The sequence below is a fragment of the Spongorhabdus nitratireducens genome (assembly GCA_947387575.1).
Taxonomy (GTDB): Bacteria; Pseudomonadota; Gammaproteobacteria; order Pseudomonadales; family Endozoicomonadaceae; genus CANDOC01.
On sequence record CANDOC010000001.1, the window covers coordinates 822,726 to 839,952 of the forward strand.

The following is a 17,227-nucleotide window of genomic DNA, read 5'->3' on the forward strand; positions in this document are numbered from 1 at the left end:
CCAAAATCATCTATCCCGGGGAGTCATCATGAAACTGACCCGCTACGGCACACCTGTGCTCAATTCGACCCCTCCACCCGCTCATACTGACTGGTTACCGGTATTTGCCAGTAACAGCTGGGGCTGTAACCCCGCCACATTTGTACTGGACCTGAATATGACTCGCCGGGATGTGGCATTGCTGGGCCATTTCTGTGCTGAGCTGCGCCGGCATCATTTACATCTGAACGGTGCCTTCTGTGACCGCAAGGCGGCGGAGCTGTTACAGCTGCTGAACCGGATTAACAACCATCTGATACCCGCACCCACGGAACAGGCTGCTGCACATACCCTATGATGGATCTGGAAGATCTCAAGGCCCGTATCGACCTGCATCAACTGGCGCAATTACTGGATATGCGCCGGGCCAGTGGTTCGATTCAGGGTAATGCCAGTTATCACTCACCGGTCAGGGAAGACCGTCATCCATCCGTATCCATCTATCGCCGTAACGGCCACCAGCGCTGGAAAGATCACGCCACCGGCGAAGGTGGTAGCTGTATTGATCTGGTTATCTATGCCGGCAAAGCCACAACGGTGGCCGAAGCCAGTCAGTGGCTGCACGACGCTTTTGCTATACCTTACGACCCTGGCGGTGGAAGTTATCAGTCTGCAACAGAGCCGCAAAGTAAAGAAGAATGGCTGGCCGAACGCTGTCTGGTTAATGCTGAAGCGGTACAACCCTATTTAATCGAACAACGCAGTATCAGCCCGGCCGTTATTGCAAAGGCCGGTGATCACAAAACGCTGGGATATTCTGACTACACCAGCAGCAAACCCGCCGGCGAAGTATTTCACGGTGGCCCGGCAGCCGCTTTTATCTGCCGAAACTCCGCCAATAAAACAGTAACCGCGATCGAGTATCGATATATTGATGCGGCACTGAATGGCGGTATCAAGAATCACTGCCATGGTCACAAGGGCAGCGCCTTCTGGTGTCTCGATCCAACAGCCGTCGCCTCAGCCCATACTATTGTGGTTGTCGAATCCGCTATTAATGCCCTGAGTGTTGAAACGGCTATCGCCCAATATCCTCAGTTAGCTGGCTGGACCACACTGGCCACTTTAGGCGCCAGTAATCTGCATGAAAAGGACTGGACCCGGCTGGCCGGCAAGCGGGTATTGATTGCCATGGATAATGATCAGCCGGATAGCCGCCCCGGCCCACGTCAGGGATTAAAACCCGGCGCAACAGCAGCCTGGGCACTGCATGAACGATTGTTAAACCTGAATATTGCCGCCCATCTACTGGATCACAGTGAATGGCAGGGACTGAATGATCTGAATGATGTGTTACAGCAACAAGGGGTTGATGCCGTCTACCGGCTGTTGCATAAAACCGAACCCTGGCTGATTCCCGGGGTTAATGGCCATCCCGGCAAGGGCCGGGGCCGGTTATGGCTGCCGTCCCATGATTACAGTCGTTACAGCCAGTTTCGTATTCAGGAAGACTTTACCTGTTATCAGCGCCAGGTGACTGACCGTACCGGTGAACAGCAGACCATTACCGAAGACTTGTGTGGGTTCCGGCTGGCCGCCCTGTCACGGATTCATATTCAAAGTGCAGCGGCCACAATGAGTGGCCGCCCGGATAATCAGCCGGCAGTAGTGTTTGCGGCCAGCATTCAGACCCCACGCCACGGCAACCGGCTGGTACGACAGGTTATTGCGGATGACCAGCTGTATAATCTGGAGCGCTGGCGCAGTATTGGCGGCGCTATCTATAAACCTGTACCGTTTACCCGCATGCTGAATATTCTCGAGCGGGCAACCAATATTGGCAGCCGGGATGCAATTAACTTTGTCGGACTGGCCTGGCGCAATGGGCAACCCGCCGTAAACCAGGGGCCGGACTGTTACTTCAGTGAACCGGATCGACAATGCCCTTATTACAATCTGCAGTTCCCTTCCGGGCCAATCGCTAATGCCCGCCGGGTACTATTGGCCTGGCAGCAGACCTTTAAGGCCAATGCCGCGACCTTGCTACTGCTCTGGAGTCTGGGCGCTCACCTCAAGGCCTATCTCGGGTTCTGGCCCCATATGGTGCTGCAGGCGGATAAAGGTGCCGGTAAATCCACCCTGATCAAACAACTGGAACAGTCTATTGGCTTTACCATGTTTTCCGGCCAGAGCCTGCATACCGAGTTCCGGCTGGTCACCTCAGTGTCCCATACCTCTCACCCTGTGGGCTGGGAAGAATTGTCAGCCCGTCGGGCTGAAGTGATAGACCGCGCTGTCGCCCTGCTGCAGGAGACCTATCAGTACACGATTACCCGTCGCGGCCCCGAGATGACGGAATATGTCCTCTGTGCCCCGGTATTGCTGGCCGGTGAAGATGTACCGGTGCAGTCATTGCTGGGCAAGGTGGTCCGCACCGAACTCGAAAAGAAAGGTGAGTTGCTGCCGAACAGCCTGCCCTGCTTTCCGGTTAAAGAGTGGCTCGATTTTCTGATCACAATACCGGCACAACAGATAAAGGACCGATACCAGCAACAGCTGCTGCATCTCAGCCAGTACTGTTCGACAGACAGCCAGGATAACAGTGTCGCCCGCATGGTCGGCAACTATGCGGCGCTGGCCACCAGCTGGCAGCTGCTCTGTGAGTTCAGTGGACTGTCACCTCATCAGGGTAATACCGTCAGAGATCTGCTGAAGGCCATGAACACCCATGTACTGGAAACCCATAATGACCGTGAACCCTGGGTCTGGATTATGGAAATTATTCTTGGGGAAATAGACGCCGGTCATTACCTGCGCCCGTTCCGCTATGAGCTGCACGGCGATGACTGTCTGCTGTTTATCCGTACCCCGCATATTATGCAGCATCTGAGCCAGACACCGGCCCTGCGCAGCAAGTACGACGCACTACCGGTAAAGACAGACCGGGCGCTTAAAAAGCAGTTGCTGAAAGCCGGGGTGCTGAGTCAGGAAAACGAGGACCGCGAGCGAAGAATCAACGGCCAGCGCTGCGCCCATATGAGCGGCCTGTCGCTGGCAGTGCTGGAACAATACGGCTTAAGCCCGATGCTGCCGGATGATCCGGTGTTTCTGAATAACCGCCATAACCTGCCACCCACCTGATAACGGAGCCTGGCCATGCTGACCACCGAACTGATGCTCTACGGCAAATACCGCAAGCCGGTGATTCATCTGAGTGAATGCTGCGATGATGTGCTGGGGCTGTGTTACAAGAATGCCCGCGAAGCCGCCCGGCGCGGTGAGCTGCCATTTCCGATTATCCGCACCCGGGATACCCGTAATGCCCCGTATCTGGTGCATATTCGGGACCTGGCGAGGTATCTGGATAAGGCTTTTGAGCAGGCGAGAAAGAAGCCCAGTAGCAACAACATATAGACTTGCACGAACCTAGAAACTATCAAAACGATTGATTTCAAGATGTACTGCCCTATTTTGTTGCTTATCTATAAAGGGTTATGTGAATAATGACTCAGACAGGCTCTAGTCGGCCTACATCCTGAGTATTTTGATTACAACGCTATAGAATCGTATTAAATGGCTGCACATACCAAAAAAGTAACTATTGCAAGAGAGCAGTTAGAAGACGCCATAGAACTGTTTTTAGATAAGCGATATATATCAGCATTAACTCTACTTGGTGCTGTAGACATTATTTTTAATGAAGAAATAAAGAGGAAAAAAGGCATAGACATAGATGAACAACTCTGGGAAAGAAATAATAGAATTCGCTCAAAGTTTGGCGTTCAGCATATGTCAAAAAGCAAATACATCTCTGGTCACAGAAAAGCTTATAATTCTGTAAAGCATTATGATCATAAGGATAAATCAGACAGACAATATATTGAGCCTTTTGCTGAAGCATTCATGCTTATCCAGCCCGCCATAGCAAAGGCTGATTTTTTAGAATTGAAGTATAAAAATCGCTCAAAATACATGGATTGGTATAAAAAACACTGGGAATAGTGTGCCCAATAGGGCAAGCCTTGACCACCCTTAAACTGAGACACTGATTTGCCGAAATAATCTTAAATAACCGGCAAGCATGGACAGTGGACAGGGATGAACAATTTTACCATCGGTACCAGTGGCTATTCGTCAATCCTGAATATCAGGGCTCTGACGCTCTATTTTGGGCTGATATTTGGTCTGCTGGGGTTTTCACCGGCGGCGGTATCACTGGTCTGCTCCGGCGATAAAGCCACTTACCCGGTTGAGTTTAATGATCCCGCACTTGCCGGGCAGCCGGGTAATCAATTCAGAGTCACCCGGTTTGAGCACCTGGGCAACAATATGTATGCGCTGAAAGTGGCGCCGCTGGCACATAATGTCAATCCCGACCAGGGGACTGAAAACTGGCAGGGCGCCCTGCTCTGGGTACAGTTGCAGGCGGAAGACCGGCCGATCATGAAGATTGTGCGCAGTGTATCTCTGCAGGACATCCATAAAAAACTGCCAGCTTATGAGGATGTGACTCTCCGTTTCTTCAGACAGCTGGTTCCCTACAGCGACGGTTCATTTACCGTGCTATACACCGGACGTGCCGCAAGACTGAAACCCCAGCCACCACAGGAAAGCGGGCAAATTTATCTGGCACGCTTTGATGCTGAACAGAAACTGTTATGGGATCAGGCCGTTTTTAGCAATGACTTCGGGTTAGGCGTTTATAAAATCATGCGATTCCCGGCCAGCGATGATAATCCGCAGGCCACGGTTATGCTTTCAGGCATTCCCCGGGAGAGAATTTCTGTTGCTGCGGTACAAAAGATCGGGGATGAGGCAGAACATTTCCGAATGAGAGTATTTGATGTGACGGGTTCAGTTGTTGCGAATGAGGCACTGGTAGATGGTGTTACTGCCATCGGGCTGATAGAAGGATCCAACGGGGGCTACATGGAATCCTCAATCGTCCAGCACGGCCCCATGCGTCGTCCGGTGATAGTATTTCACGAGCCATACACACAGACAAACGCATCGATTGCACCTGGTACCTTATTCAGACAGCCCAAGCATCTGGCCGCATCTTACGGCAATAAAGCACGACTCCTTATCCCGGAGGCCAGAATCCTGCTGCAGACAATGACCGTCAGCATGTCACCGACAGCCGGTGCCCGACGGGATTCATCGGTTTCACTGGGGTTTGGTGCGCTTGGCACCGGTGCTGCAGGGCTGCAGCAACTGCCCTGGTCACGTGAGCTGAGGATTGCCAGTATTAACCCCGGAGATTATCCAAATGATCAGTGGGAAGACATTTTCAACAGCGTAGCAAGTATCAGCTACCTGGGTGATCAGGAGATTCTGGTGCGGGACGGCTGGCAGTTTTATCTGCATAACCTGCAGACAGGTGCGCTGATTAGAGAAGGTTTGTTCAGTTATGGCCTCGGTATTGATGATCCACAACGGGCTGAGTCCAGCTTTCCAGCGACGGTTACCCTGAGTGCCCCGGATAGTAGTCAGACTGACTATGAAGAAGCAGTCGCCTGGGTTAATGGCAAAGGTCAGCTTGAGATGGGCATGTGTTCATTTGATGATGAAGAAATGTAGTCAGGCATGTCAATGAAGTCATGTCTTTCTGGCATGACCGGCAGCCATCACCGCATCACTTGATATCTGTTTCATACCTGAGAAATGGCTTAATGTCGTTTCTCCAGATTTTCGCCCTGCAATTTGATTTAGACCATAATACCATCCCCCTTGACATGCTAGGATACTCACAGTAGACGACACAAACCATCACAAAAATGTATAGCAAGGAAAGCTGTCGTGGTGGGGGCGGTAGCGTACCCAAAATAGTGCGGCCCAGGAGCAAGCTTTGAAGAACGCTCTTCCATAGCAAGAAAACAATATAGATACCCCCCTATCACTCTGATTTTGCGTAGAAAAACCAGCCAGCCTCCGACATAACAGCCCGGAAACTACCGGGTGAAATCACAAAAATACTAAAGAAGCATAATTCGAATAAAAACACCTGAAACAGAGGGGAATTTCTCATGAATAAGAACAGATGCCTTATTGCTCTCAGCATATCTCTTTTAATTGGAGGCTGCGCATCAACCTCAGATTATTCAGAGTCAATTTTACGACTCGATAAAGCTATTAACGACTCTGCAACAACAATTCAGGCCATCGATACCGATATTACTGCAAAAAATAATGCAAAATTAAAAGAAAAAATCATTTCAGGGGAGCTTCTTCTTGAAACGGCAAAGGGTGAATGCGCGGCAGGCACAAACTCATGTTCACTGACAGTCCATGAAGCCAGAGACGGTGAGAACACTCTGGTCAGCAGCTACCCAATCCAGTCAAGCATGCCAAAAGGACTGAAGGCTCTTGATATGGTGAAAACCTATGCCGGCAGGCTTAAATCGATAGTCGAAGCAGATACCGCAGCAAAAGTAGTCGCCAGTGCTAATGCCACTCTGGGAAGTCTGGAACAAATGACGAACCAGCTGGCAAAGGAAAACCGAAGCACTCACAGCAGCGTAAACAAAATCACAGAATATAAGAAACCCGTAATGGGTGTTATTGAGTGGGTCACGGATAAATATGTGGAACGGGTAAAAGTGGAAGCGCTGGCCCAAACCACACAGGATGCCCACCTTGTCATTCAGGATCTGACTGCATTTTACGCCACAGCAGCACAAAGTCAGAAACTTGCCAAATTTGCCGGGCAACATACAGTGTTTATGAAGAAACAGGAAACCTATGATGACAGCTCTGCCACTTCAAAATCTGTAGATGCTTATGTTTCTGCGGCTGCCGATTATGATGTTGCACTCAAAGCACAGACAGCCAACCCGCTGAAAGCATTTGAGGCAGCGCATGAAGCGCTGATGAAACAGCTTAATGGCGTATCTGATGAACAAGCAACACTGGTCGAAGTGGCATCTGCTTTAGATCAGCTTGAACAGGAAGTCAGTAAAATCAAGGCGTTGATCGATGCCTTTAAAAATAACAAAAAAGAAACAAATAAAGGAGATCAGTCATGACAACCATTGCTGAAGTCAGGGAGTGCTTTGAAATTGAGCTGCATGCCATTTTTGCACTGGATCAGGCTCTTGCTGCAGAACGTTCGGCGCTGAAGCGAAAAGCATTTGCGCAATCAAGAAAGCTAACAGATCAGGAGGTAAAGCGCCGTAAAGAAATTGTAGCCACACGGGTAGAGTTGGCCGAAGCAATAGAGGCTCTGGCGCTGGACACAGTAGACGCTCTGGAGAATGCTTCTGATGTTGACAGTTTGCTTGCCAATATCGGAGCAATCAATCAACAGCTTGAAGATGATTTAGACCACTTGAAACAACTCCAGAAAAACGCAGAACAAGCACAAAAAGTTGCAGAAGGCATGGCTGCGGTTGTAGACAAACTCATTGCCCTGAAAGGCGTACTGACTTAACCAAGACGCTTCAGTAAACGCCCATGGATCACGATACTCTCACTATTTTTTGAAGTGCCGGGTATCGTGATTCAAATATTGGATAAAGTCCCGAGGCTGGAGAGGTTCTAAAAAATGATGATCTCTGGTTTATGGCATAACCTCGATACGGGAAAAGACAGATAAAAAATCAACAGGACGAAGGAATGAAAAGAACAATAGCGGCGCTTTTTACAGTAATTTTCATATTAACCGGATCACTCGTCATTACTCTTGACTCATATCCGGATACAAGCATTGGCCTGTTTCTTATGCCTTTGAAATCTCTGATTTTTGGGGCCCACATGGCAGGATGGATGATCCTGGGCATGATATCCAATTATCTATGGGATTTGTTCAAGTCTGGAAAAACAATGAAGGATATATATTTGCCAGACTTAATGCTGCCCATATTAGTTTCTCCAATCGTTTTCTTTGGAATATGGTCCATGTGGCCTGACAAAAATATCGTATTTGCCCTGAATCTGGTGGCCTTTCAAAACGGTTTTTTTTGGCAGGTTATCCTTAGCAAATCCGGCCCTGTTACAACGAAAGTCCCAAACATTACAAGCTAAGACTCTGCTAGCCCTATCGTTAAGTAGACAAATCTTGCCCTCCGGACTTTTCCCTCCAGACTTTCCCTATCCTCTTCTTCCTAATGCCCACCTGCTCCCATAAACACCATAGTCCCACCTTTTGATCCATGTTAGCATCTCAAACCTAGACGACAGAAGCCGTAGCAGTGAACCCACCCCCTCGCAGGCCGGGCAATACCCACGGAGGCGGTAGTGTGCCTGTAAAATACGCTTCATCCCCGGCAAACAATAAAAACAACGAGCTTCAGCATGATCACTTGCCATGTCCGCTACGTGATTGACCCCGCCAAAACCGTCCAGTTCGAGCGCTATGCCAGGCTCTGGGTTCCGCTGGTCGAAAAGTTTGGCGGCACCCATCATGGCTACTTCCTGCCCGGTGAAGGTGCCAACAATATTGCCCTCGCCCTGTTTTCATTTCCCAGTCTGGCTGAGTATGAGCAGTATCGTATTCGCTCAATGCAGGATGAGGCGTGTCAGGCGGCGTTCAGGTATGCGGAGGATGAGGGTTTTATTGTCAGTTATGAGCGGAGTTTTATGCGGCCTGTGTTGTGATTGAAGCAGTGGCTGGCGAAGGAGGCACAGATAGTTCGTCCATGTAGTTGGGCGACAAATAAACAGCTCGTGAAAAGCGGCATGTGAATTACATGTAACATAGCCGGTAAAATAACCTGAAGGCCTGCTGTTTACTGGCTTGCAGGGGAGTGTCGGTTGCACACAGATAATATGTTATGCATTAAGGAGAAATTTCGTGGGATTAGCAATATCAAGTAGTGAGTATGCTTACTACCTAAAGGAAGACCCTGAAGGTGCTGAGTGGATGGAAGAAGACTTCAATATCATTAATTCAGCATTAAAGAAAAACGGAATTTTAGAGCATTCTGAAGCCACCGAAGTGCCAGATGTCGCCATGTCGTCGATTGAGGGCTTTCCTTATAGTTTTTTACACTATTTAAGAAGGGTTTTTGCTTTAGATAAGTTGGGGAAACCTGTCACGCCAACTAATGGCAACCTTACTACAGAAGATGATAATTTTATAATGGAAGCATCCGAAATGTTGGATTCTCATCTGCTTTGCCATTCGGATACTGAAGGATACTACGTTCCCATTGATTTTGATGAGGTGATATTTGATGAGAAGTTACCTGGAGGGATGTTAGGATCAAGCCAAAGGCTATTTTCAGAAATTCTTAAGGTAGCACATTTAATAGGCATAGAGATTAACGGTAGCGAAATATCCGAATCAACTCATCAAGAATTGGCGAAAGCAGATGAAAGCCATCCTTATTATATTGAAAGGGTAGTATGGTTTAACTTATTCGAAAATTGTCAGAACAGTATCGAAAACAACACTCTAATTTCTTTCGGATAGAAAAGAAAAAGAATGAGATAAAAGATAAAAAGATAAAAAGATAAAAAGATAAAAAAATAAAAAAATAAAAAAAATAAAAAGGACATCCATAAATTTTGTTAGGGTTACGAGGAAGGAACGATGCAGCATATCAAGTCAGCAATTATTGAATTAGAGACTTCTCTTTTCGCTCCCGAAACCAGAGCTTCTTCTGATAAGCTAAACAAGCTCATAGCTAATAATTTTACAGAAATAGGCGCATCAGGCATTAAATTTGACAAAAAGCATGTACTTAAACGCCTGCCATCAGAAGATGCCCCTAAAATTACCGCAATAGACTTTGAGCTTCGAGTTCTAGCACCTAAGTGCGTTCAATTATTGTATCGTGCTGTAATGGTAAAAGCTGGTGAATCAGAGCCTAACTTTTCATTGCGCAGTTCAATATGGGAGTTAAATAATAATCTTTGGCAAATGAGCTATCACCAGGGCACGCAGTGCGAGCCTTTCGAAATGTAACCCTAACAAGGCATTCAATCGGAAAAATACTTGCTGGCTTTTTTCCGCTGCGCTCCAAAAATTTAGCCAACAACCATTTTCCACTTAATGCGGCGTTAGGCGTCCGAGTTACCCATAACGAGAAAATCAATATGGATATTCATAATACAATTGTGTTGTCAGGAGTTTTATACAAAGTTGTTTCTTTAATCGTAGGAGCATTCTTTGGTTATCTTGGGTACAAACTTTTCATAAAAGGTATTTGGGGAAGAAGTGGAGACTTAGAAGCAAGCTTTAAAGATAATAAACTGATTGTCAAGCAAGCCGCACCTGGGACATTCTTTGCCCTGTCTGGTGCAATTATTATTTGTGTAACAATATATACAGGGATTGATTTCAAATCTGGTTTTAAGGATCACCCTAGAAATGAACAGTCAAAACAAACAATAGAGATAGAAAACGATGACCTTCCTGAAAAGCCTCCCTTTTAGAGTGTTAGTGCTAAATTGTATCCTCTTCTGCAATACTTCATATGCGGCTGAACGTGAAGATCTTTATGAACTGGGCAGAGCAGCCCTCAAAAATCAGGATTATATCTCAGCAGTTAAATACCTATATGCATTTTCAGTCGTAAACTCTGAAAAGCTAGATGATGATCCTGCATTCAAAAATACAATCAACACTAAAATCATGCAAGCGGAAACTGCTCTGGAGTTTGCAGTAAAGACAAATAATCGCTTTCAATTTACTGATGGGGGTGTACTTGTACAAGCCGGAGCAAAAGCCCCAGAAGGAACAGTAGATATGGATACATTTATAAAATCCTTAAACGAGACTCTTCAATATAAAGGTGGACAACCTGAAGTAGAACCAACTAATAAGTAAAAAGAAAGCAAGGAACAGAAGGAAGGGGTAAAAATCAAATAAAAATAAATAAAGATAAATAAAAGAAATAAAAGGACATCCATATATTTTGACATCATAAAATATATACAACATAGCCGGTAAAATAACCTGAAGGCCTGCTGTTACTGGTTTGCAGGAGAGTGTCGGTTTCACACAGATAGTATGTTATGCGAAGCTTTTTCGCATAAACCACTGTTATGTTACCTCAGACATTTAAGTCTGAGTCATCTTAATTAAAAACAAAAAGAAATCAGAGAAAATGACTAAAATAGCTTTTATAATCATCTCATCATTATTAATTACCAGTTGTGCCAGCCTAACTGGAGTTGATCCTTCAAGTCTAAAAAAAACTACCAAGACCAATCGTGTCGAGATTGAAGAAGACTTTAAATGGGAAGAGCATTTTGCTTTGGGTAATGTACATTTCCTAACGTTAAAATCTGGAGTCTACAATGCTTATTTAGACGACAAACGAGGCACCTATTATGAAGGTAGTGATATGTGTCTCGAATGGATTCAGACTTATGATGTAGCAGATCCATCTGACCCCAGTGCAATCACTAGGAATTTAAGATGTGGTATATATGTGCCAAACAATGATTCTAAACAGGTAAAAGTCTATTACTACATTAATATTGAAGAATCTAAAAAGGTTATCGGTGAACATAATCCAGGTATTATTATTCGAGCATTAGATAAAGCTGAATGGGATAACCTTAAACATCTAATGTACCAACCTGATAATAATAAATTGAAAGCTATCATTAGCGTAGTAGATTGATTCCTTAAACTTAAGGAACATAACAAAGAAAAAAAGTCAAAGAAAAAAAGGACATCCATTAATTTAGACAACCACCCGACCTGCTCTATCTTTCAGTTGAACTCCACTCCGCCGGTGATAGTTTCAATGACTCAATTATCCGAGTATTTCTATGACTTTTGAAGCTACGCTCATGTAATTTTCTATAAATTAAATGGATGTTATTTTTATTTTTTTGTGTTTCCTTTTCCCATTTTTCCTCACCAAAAAAATAGCAAACTCAAAATAACTGACTCAGACTTAAATTTAAGATGCGAATAAAAACCCTTAATATTACGATCACATTGTTACTTGTTACATTACTTAATGGATGTGCTAGCCCGGAAAAAAAACATCAACCAAGCAGTCCCGTGACAAGGCAATATTTAGAAGAAAGAATAAAGAATGATCCAGTTTTAACTGAAAAAACGGTTCAAAACATTCATATTCTTGCTGCCAGTTTATTACTGGGTGAATTCGGATACTTCGATGAAAACGGATATATATACTGGACTCAAAGACTCGGTGATAAGGCCTCCCCGGCACACAGGCACGTACTCCGGGAAGTTCAATTCATCCGCAGCCTCCAGGAAGATAAATTTCATGAGTTATCTGAGGTATATGTAGAACTTGTTGAACTCTGTGATGATAAAGCTCTTTTCCCAGAGTCTTTACATATTAATGATCAAAATAAAGCGGCAGCTTACCTTGCTGCTAAAGAGTGCATGCTGGATCGTCTCCTTAACAGTAAAGCTGCACGAGAAACCTATCAGCGCCATCTGGCTATATTTGACTTTAACAACAACGCTCAACTTATGATTAAAGGGCTTGGACTCTATGAATCCAACCCTTCAGATTATGGCAATCTAAATGAAGATGATCAGAAAGCGCTTCTTTTTGCAAAATTTCAATTGAATTCAATCAAAACAATATATCGAATTCCAATCCCGGTTAAAGATTTGGATATGCAATGGGATCCTGATTACAAAATTCTCACCAATCTTGTTTCATTGACAGAAAGTAACAACAATCATGACTGGAAGGTTTTAACTGATACATCAAGAAAGATCTTGATGAATACAAATGTTCCACATATTGATAAACTTTATATCGCAGAGATGGTGGCAACTGCAAGCTCTCTGAAAAGGCGAACCAGTCCCTATATTGAGTTCACTGATTTTATACTGGAAAATCCGGCAGCCACTAAAGCAAGGAAAAAAGACTGGGTTCTTGCTCGCACTTTTTTCCTGTTTGAAGCAGAACATTATTATATTGGCTTGTTAAATCTTGATTCTGGTCTTAAAAAGCTATAGAGCTTTCCATTAGGAAAGGCAGAATACAGAGAATAAGCTGAACCCGTAACACTTACTTTAAGTTTGAACAAGGGCTGGCTATCCTTGATAGCAATACTCCAGGCTGAGTCTGTAATATTTTCCTCTCACTGGTAAATAAACATAAAAAATGAATTCAGGCCTCAATACTGAAACCTGAATTCCGGGGATGGGGCTAATTATCTCACTGGTGGAATTTGCATGTGAAAGGGAGACCTTTCAACTTGCATCCCCCGGGAGTCAACAATGGCTTCCGATTCTAACTCGTCAAAGTGCCGGTGCACCAAGTGGAAATCCATAGCACTTGCACTGCATCCATAGCTTTCATTCACATAATGAAAAGCCTGCCACCACTTCAGAGTGCGGGTTACAACCGTTTTAATATCCAAAGATAAAAGCTCACCGTAATAGGGAGGTTGATAATCGGAGATCATAGGGTGTAAGTTACACTGAACCACTTTAAGTGCACCTGAGACATCATCACCTGATAAACTGCCTATAGGCCTATTAGATCTCCCCTGGAAGCCTAGAAGGAGCTGAAACAAACTCAGGCGGATACCTGAAATCAGTTCTGGCTCCATCGTAATCCCTGACCTGAGATGCCTATAAATACATTGTACTACTTGATGTGATTGCTTTCGTATTGCCAGCTCTTCAAATCTGGAAGGGGAATCATCATGATCGTCCACACAGGAGTAAGGAAGCCTGTTGCAGTCTTTATAACAACCGTTATGATCCATTATCGATTTTTCTACAGTAAATCTAACTGGAATCAACGGGAGGTAATGCGTAAGATTTGAATCATCAAGGTTAAGGGAGCAAAATACTGGCCAGTATATATATTTATTTTCAAATAGTTGGCATAGCATTCGGCGATAAGACGAATCAGTGGAACGTGCTCTTTGCATTCTTATTGGCTTTTGACCAGATGCCTTCATCCTCCTTGCCATCTTATTAATAGCTTCCTGAGGAAAGAGTTCTGAACCAGCCTGGTAATCCATATTTAGTTTTTCTTCAGAACAAAGCTGATCTATAGCAGCAAGGGTATACGGGTACAGCTCTGTCCGCTGGAAATCGCCCAGCATTTCAGCCATTTCTTCTTTTATTGTGCTGGCATCCCAGGTAGTCGCGCCATACCAACGAGAAGACCCAAGACTTCGCTGCTCCATACCTTCCTTAACGTAGTATATTTTCAGTATGGAAGAAAAGATAAAGCAGGCTGATACAGACTCGTGATAAGGAAAGTTATAGCGCCTAAGTTGCCCCAGATACTCAATAAAGTCTTCTAATCCTTGCTTATCATCAGGTAAAAGCCAATGGGAAGAAGAGAGAATATCATTAATTTTTGTTGTCATAATCTCCACATTGCCCTTCATACAAGGCAAACTGAAGCTCTCACCAGATTTGAGTTTATCGATCATGGAAATGGTTAGCTCCCAAGCCTCATCACCTTGCTCGCTTGTTAGTAGAGCCAACATGCCTTCTGCCGTCATGCCTGCATAATCAACCGGAGCCTCGCCATCAGTTATGGCTTGAGCCTCGAGACCAATCATGGCCTGACTATATAAACTATTCAGCATTAGAAAACTAAAGATAAAATAAAAAAGAAACCTTATTGTTTTGGGTTTCTGAAAGTATTTACTGAAACTAAAAATCATTGCTTTCATCCAATGTTACTATTTTGTTGATAATAGAGCTGTCATTGTTTGATTTGGAAAAGTTGAGTTTTCGCAACTTTTCCATTTCTGTTTTCAGTCATAATTTAATTCAGTTTATATAGCGCCTGTGGCGTATTTATCAAAAGAATAAATTTAATATTTGAATATCTTAAGGTCTGAGGAGCTAAATAGTTTGGTGATGTTTCAAATGTGCTAATTACGACTATTTTTATAATGAACTTTGGGAAGCAAAAAATAAAAATCTCTGGTGGTGTTTCAGGTGCACTAACTATGACCATTTTCAGCTGGATTATTTGACATCATGATGCTTATTTATGCGTTATGGCAACCTTTGAAAGATCTGATCAACAAAAACAATAAAAAAAGCGAAACAAAAAGATATAAAAATGACATCTATTTCCTTCAAGATTCAAGAACAAACACCAGCCCAAAAATTATAAAAAGATATATACAACGGTGATATTGCAAATGAATAAAACTCTAATATTTTTGTTGATTTTTCCATTGAGTACATTCGGTAGTTTTATGAGTGAGTGTGTCAAACTCACTAATGAAAGAAGCTACTCTGAGGCTGAGAAAGTCTGCATGCTTGATGCAAAGAAAGGTGATAGAGAATCTCAGTATCAACTGTCATGGATTTACTCACAAGGCAAAGACTTTCCCATAGACTATGAAAGGTCAAGATATTGGGCTGAAAAAGCAGCCATGCAAGATCACCTTGAAGCCCAACACCTATTGGGTGTTCTTTATATAAAGGGATGGGGAGTAGATAAAAACCCTGATGTAGGTATTGATTGGCTTACAAAAGCTGCCACCAAGGGTGAATATTTATCAATGCATGTACTGGGCGAGCTATATTTTGAAGGAAAAACCGTACCAGAAAACATTGAAAAGGCTATTAATTATTTTGAAGGTGCAGCCTTACTAGGTCATTCTGAATCCCAAGAAAACCTTGGAATTATATATTACCAGGGCATTGATATTGATAAAGATTATACTCGCTCCTTTTCATGGGCTTCGATGGCGGCAATGCAAGGGAACGCACGAGCATTATCTTTAATTGGTCTGCATTTTTTTAATGGAAAAGGTGTACCACAAAACTATGTGATGGCATACGCATATTTTCTAGCAGCACAAGAAAGTGGCATTAAAAAACTTGAAAAAGTAATCAATGTTTCCATTCAGAATTTAACTGAAAAACAGTATATCACCGCAAACTTTATAAAACGGCAAATTCTGAGCAGAGGAAATATCGTGAGTAGAAACAATGCAGATTAGGTATAAATAACTAATACAAAAAGAATAAAAAATAGAAAAAGAAGGACATCCATATTTTATACATACAACTTGTCCAAAAGAGAATAAATATGAAGTTAACAATCCCCCTTATCTTTATGCTCTCCATAAAAGCGCCATATGCCCTAGCTAGCAACGGTTCCTATAAAGTGGACGACACCGCAGTAATCACCAATGAACGGGTTGCACAACAACACTGTTCCCCTCATATGCTGGCGGCGTACAAAGTCAATCAGTCGCAGTGCATATCTGCAGCAAAGAAGTGTCTGGCCAAACTCGAAACCAATAAAATCGACCTGGAGGCGGAGCCGATGTATCACATCACCTGTCTGACCCGCGAGTTGGGTATTAAACTTCCCGCATTGTCTGAAAAATCCCAATAGCGATCATTTAATGATTACTACGGACTTTCTGTTTTATTTTTATTCGTAATTTCTAATAAAAAAATATAAATGGAGTTATTATGAGCGTTATACTCCTGATAAGTATGTATAGCTACCCATTGGTGGTATTCAGCCTAGTTATTCCTCCAATATCTTTCTTTTTCTGGGTCAAAGGTTTGATAAAACCAGGAAAAAACAAACCGAGATATATTATTTCCAATATTGTATTCATAGTAGCAGCTACTGCATCTCTAGCATTTTTATACTACCTCATGTATGACGATGTAGGTCTTATGCTTGGATGGTTCATCGGGATTGCTGCTTTACTATCCAACATTCTTTTTATCGTACATATTTTTTTGTACAAATCCTCATTTAAACCAATTAAATTTCCAGCAAACACCGCGCAACAATAGAGAACACCTAATGAAGTTGGTCTGGATACACGGCGCACCTGCAGCAGGCAAGCTGACAGTGGCGACAACATTACAAAAGAACCATGGGTTCAAGTTGTTTCATAATCACCTGGCGGTTGATATCAGCCTGGCGATCTATGATGAATTTGGTGAAAAAGATTTTTACCAGTTTACCAACGCGATCCGGTTCAAGGTGCTGAAAAAGGCCAATGAGCTGGGTGTAGAACATCTGGTTATGACCTATATGACCTGTGCCGAGGAAGATAACCCGCAGATTCAGGCCTATCTCGAGTTTTTCCACCGGGAAAATATTGATGTTTATCCCATCCATCTCAAACCGTCAGACGAGGTATTGCTGGAGCGAACCACGGCTGCCGAGCGCATCAATAGCCATAAGATCTCATGCCCGGAGCAACTGGGAACCTTGCTTGCGAGCAGCAAGTTCAAGCCAATCGAGCACCCTCGCACCCTGTCTATAGACAACAGTGAGCTTTCCCCTGAACGCGTTGCTGCTATGATCCTGAATCACATTGGATATTCGCCCACTTAACG

At 43.9% G+C, this 17,227-nt stretch carries 19 protein-coding genes; 18 read left to right on the forward strand and 1 reads right to left on the reverse strand.

Annotated features, from left to right (window positions below; genetic code table 11):
• Positions 1–28: 28 nt before the first annotated feature.
• The 15 genes from ACYZZ0_RS03735 to ACYZZ0_RS03805 all read left to right on the forward strand — a co-directional run bounded on the left by ACYZZ0_RS03735 (position 29) and on the right by ACYZZ0_RS03805 (position 12,883).
• Positions 29–337 carry a hypothetical protein gene (locus ACYZZ0_RS03735; protein WP_461535236.1) on the forward strand — a complete coding sequence of 103 codons (309 nt, stop codon included), beginning with the start codon at positions 29–31 and terminating at the stop codon, positions 335–337.
• The gene (locus ACYZZ0_RS03740; protein WP_461535237.1) at positions 334–3,120 is read left to right on the forward strand and encodes a toprim domain-containing protein; all 2,787 of its coding nucleotides are present in this window, start codon (positions 334–336) and stop codon (positions 3,118–3,120) included. The genes ACYZZ0_RS03735 and ACYZZ0_RS03740 overlap by 4 nt, the downstream gene beginning before the upstream one ends.
• Positions 3,121–3,135: 15 nt before the next feature.
• Positions 3,136–3,393 carry a pyocin activator PrtN family protein gene (locus ACYZZ0_RS03745; RefSeq protein ID WP_461535238.1) on the forward strand — a complete coding sequence of 86 codons (258 nt, stop codon included), beginning with the start codon at positions 3,136–3,138 and terminating at the stop codon, positions 3,391–3,393.
• A 159-nt stretch (positions 3,394–3,552) separates the two neighbouring features.
• Positions 3,553–3,981, forward strand: coding sequence for a hypothetical protein (locus ACYZZ0_RS03750; RefSeq protein ID WP_461535239.1), 429 nt, complete (start codon positions 3,553–3,555; stop codon positions 3,979–3,981).
• A 96-nt stretch (positions 3,982–4,077) separates the two neighbouring features.
• Complete coding sequence (locus tag ACYZZ0_RS03755; RefSeq protein ID WP_461535240.1) at positions 4,078–5,559, forward strand: hypothetical protein; 1,482 nt, start codon at positions 4,078–4,080, stop codon at positions 5,557–5,559.
• A 446-nt stretch (positions 5,560–6,005) separates the two neighbouring features.
• The gene (locus ACYZZ0_RS03760; RefSeq protein ID WP_461535241.1) at positions 6,006–7,004 is read left to right on the forward strand and encodes a hypothetical protein; all 999 of its coding nucleotides are present in this window, start codon (positions 6,006–6,008) and stop codon (positions 7,002–7,004) included.
• A complete protein-coding gene (locus ACYZZ0_RS03765) occupies positions 7,001–7,408 on the forward strand; it encodes a hypothetical protein (protein ID WP_461535242.1) in 408 nt (135 codons plus the stop codon). The genes ACYZZ0_RS03760 and ACYZZ0_RS03765 overlap by 4 nt, the downstream gene beginning before the upstream one ends.
• Positions 7,409–7,593: 185 nt before the next feature.
• Complete coding sequence (locus tag ACYZZ0_RS03770) at positions 7,594–8,001, forward strand: hypothetical protein (RefSeq protein WP_461535243.1); 408 nt, start codon at positions 7,594–7,596, stop codon at positions 7,999–8,001.
• 270 nt (positions 8,002–8,271) lie between these two features.
• On the forward strand, positions 8,272–8,574 hold the full coding sequence (locus ACYZZ0_RS03775; protein WP_461535244.1) for an NIPSNAP family protein: 303 nt from the start codon (positions 8,272–8,274) through the stop codon (positions 8,572–8,574).
• A gap of 196 nt (positions 8,575–8,770) precedes the next feature.
• Positions 8,771–9,391: a hypothetical protein gene (locus tag ACYZZ0_RS03780; RefSeq protein ID WP_461535245.1), complete on the forward strand. Its 621-nt coding sequence runs from the start codon at positions 8,771–8,773 to the stop codon at positions 9,389–9,391.
• Positions 9,392–9,511: 120 nt separating this feature from the next.
• On the forward strand, positions 9,512–9,886 hold the full coding sequence (locus tag ACYZZ0_RS03785; RefSeq protein WP_461535246.1) for a nuclear transport factor 2 family protein: 375 nt from the start codon (positions 9,512–9,514) through the stop codon (positions 9,884–9,886).
• A 131-nt stretch (positions 9,887–10,017) separates the two neighbouring features.
• Positions 10,018–10,356: a hypothetical protein gene (locus ACYZZ0_RS03790; protein WP_461535247.1), complete on the forward strand. Its 339-nt coding sequence runs from the start codon at positions 10,018–10,020 to the stop codon at positions 10,354–10,356.
• Complete coding sequence (locus tag ACYZZ0_RS03795) at positions 10,328–10,750, forward strand: hypothetical protein (protein WP_461535248.1); 423 nt, start codon at positions 10,328–10,330, stop codon at positions 10,748–10,750. Before ACYZZ0_RS03790 ends, ACYZZ0_RS03795 begins: the two co-directional genes overlap by 29 nt.
• 280 nt (positions 10,751–11,030) lie before the next feature.
• Positions 11,031–11,552, forward strand: coding sequence for a hypothetical protein (locus tag ACYZZ0_RS03800; RefSeq protein ID WP_461535249.1), 522 nt, complete (start codon positions 11,031–11,033; stop codon positions 11,550–11,552).
• Between the two features lie 290 nt (positions 11,553–11,842).
• On the forward strand, positions 11,843–12,883 hold the full coding sequence (locus ACYZZ0_RS03805; protein WP_461535250.1) for a hypothetical protein: 1,041 nt from the start codon (positions 11,843–11,845) through the stop codon (positions 12,881–12,883).
• A gap of 197 nt (positions 12,884–13,080) precedes the next feature.
• On the opposite strand, the gene ACYZZ0_RS03810 is transcribed toward ACYZZ0_RS03805, so the two are convergent.
• Positions 13,081–14,568, reverse strand: a complete 1,488-nt coding sequence (locus tag ACYZZ0_RS03810) for a hypothetical protein (RefSeq protein ID WP_461535251.1) — start codon at positions 14,566–14,568, stop codon at positions 13,081–13,083.
• Positions 14,569–15,048: 480 nt separating this feature from the next.
• Here ACYZZ0_RS03810 and ACYZZ0_RS03815 point away from each other — a divergent pair, with 480 nt between their 5' ends.
• From ACYZZ0_RS03815 to ACYZZ0_RS03825, 3 genes are all read left to right on the forward strand, one after another.
• Entirely contained in the window at positions 15,049–15,858 is an 810-nt protein-coding gene (locus ACYZZ0_RS03815; RefSeq protein ID WP_461535252.1) for a tetratricopeptide repeat protein, read from the forward strand.
• A gap of 89 nt (positions 15,859–15,947) precedes the next feature.
• Entirely contained in the window at positions 15,948–16,259 is a 312-nt protein-coding gene (locus ACYZZ0_RS03820) for a hypothetical protein (protein ID WP_461535253.1), read from the forward strand.
• A gap of 426 nt (positions 16,260–16,685) precedes the next feature.
• Positions 16,686–17,225 (forward strand): DEAD/DEAH box helicase family protein, encoded by a 540-nt coding sequence (locus ACYZZ0_RS03825; protein ID WP_461535254.1) that lies wholly within the window; start codon positions 16,686–16,688, stop codon positions 17,223–17,225.
• Positions 17,226–17,227 lie beyond the last annotated feature (2 nt).

Excerpts from the sequence above, each read along its gene's own strand:
- ACYZZ0_RS03765 (WP_461535242.1), top strand. The coding sequence starts at position 7,001 with ATGACAACCATTGCTGAAGTCAGGGAGTGCTTTGAAATTGAGCTGCAT.
- ACYZZ0_RS03745 (WP_461535238.1), top strand. The coding sequence starts at position 3,136 with ATGCTGACCACCGAACTGATGCTCTACGGCAAATACCGCAAGCCGGTG.
- ACYZZ0_RS03800 (WP_461535249.1), top strand. The coding sequence starts at position 11,031 with ATGACTAAAATAGCTTTTATAATCATCTCATCATTATTAATTACCAGT.
- ACYZZ0_RS03790 (WP_461535247.1), top strand. The coding sequence starts at position 10,018 with ATGGATATTCATAATACAATTGTGTTGTCAGGAGTTTTATACAAAGTT.
- ACYZZ0_RS03825 (WP_461535254.1), top strand. The coding sequence starts at position 16,686 with ATGAAGTTGGTCTGGATACACGGCGCACCTGCAGCAGGCAAGCTGACA.
- ACYZZ0_RS03785 (WP_461535246.1), top strand. The coding sequence starts at position 9,512 with ATGCAGCATATCAAGTCAGCAATTATTGAATTAGAGACTTCTCTTTTC.
- ACYZZ0_RS03805 (WP_461535250.1), top strand. The coding sequence starts at position 11,843 with ATGCGAATAAAAACCCTTAATATTACGATCACATTGTTACTTGTTACA.
- ACYZZ0_RS03750 (WP_461535239.1), top strand. The coding sequence starts at position 3,553 with ATGGCTGCACATACCAAAAAAGTAACTATTGCAAGAGAGCAGTTAGAA.
- ACYZZ0_RS03755 (WP_461535240.1), top strand. The coding sequence starts at position 4,078 with ATGAACAATTTTACCATCGGTACCAGTGGCTATTCGTCAATCCTGAAT.
- ACYZZ0_RS03735 (WP_461535236.1), top strand. The coding sequence starts at position 29 with ATGAAACTGACCCGCTACGGCACACCTGTGCTCAATTCGACCCCTCCA.
- ACYZZ0_RS03770 (WP_461535243.1), top strand. The coding sequence starts at position 7,594 with ATGAAAAGAACAATAGCGGCGCTTTTTACAGTAATTTTCATATTAACC.
- ACYZZ0_RS03740 (WP_461535237.1), top strand. The coding sequence starts at position 334 with ATGATGGATCTGGAAGATCTCAAGGCCCGTATCGACCTGCATCAACTG.
- ACYZZ0_RS03820 (WP_461535253.1), top strand. The coding sequence starts at position 15,948 with ATGAAGTTAACAATCCCCCTTATCTTTATGCTCTCCATAAAAGCGCCA.
- ACYZZ0_RS03795 (WP_461535248.1), top strand. The coding sequence starts at position 10,328 with ATGACCTTCCTGAAAAGCCTCCCTTTTAGAGTGTTAGTGCTAAATTGT.
- ACYZZ0_RS03815 (WP_461535252.1), top strand. The coding sequence starts at position 15,049 with ATGAATAAAACTCTAATATTTTTGTTGATTTTTCCATTGAGTACATTC.
- ACYZZ0_RS03760 (WP_461535241.1), top strand. The coding sequence starts at position 6,006 with ATGAATAAGAACAGATGCCTTATTGCTCTCAGCATATCTCTTTTAATT.
- ACYZZ0_RS03810 (WP_461535251.1), bottom strand. The coding sequence starts at position 14,568 with ATGAAAGCAATGATTTTTAGTTTCAGTAAATACTTTCAGAAACCCAAA.
- ACYZZ0_RS03775 (WP_461535244.1), top strand. The coding sequence starts at position 8,272 with ATGATCACTTGCCATGTCCGCTACGTGATTGACCCCGCCAAAACCGTC.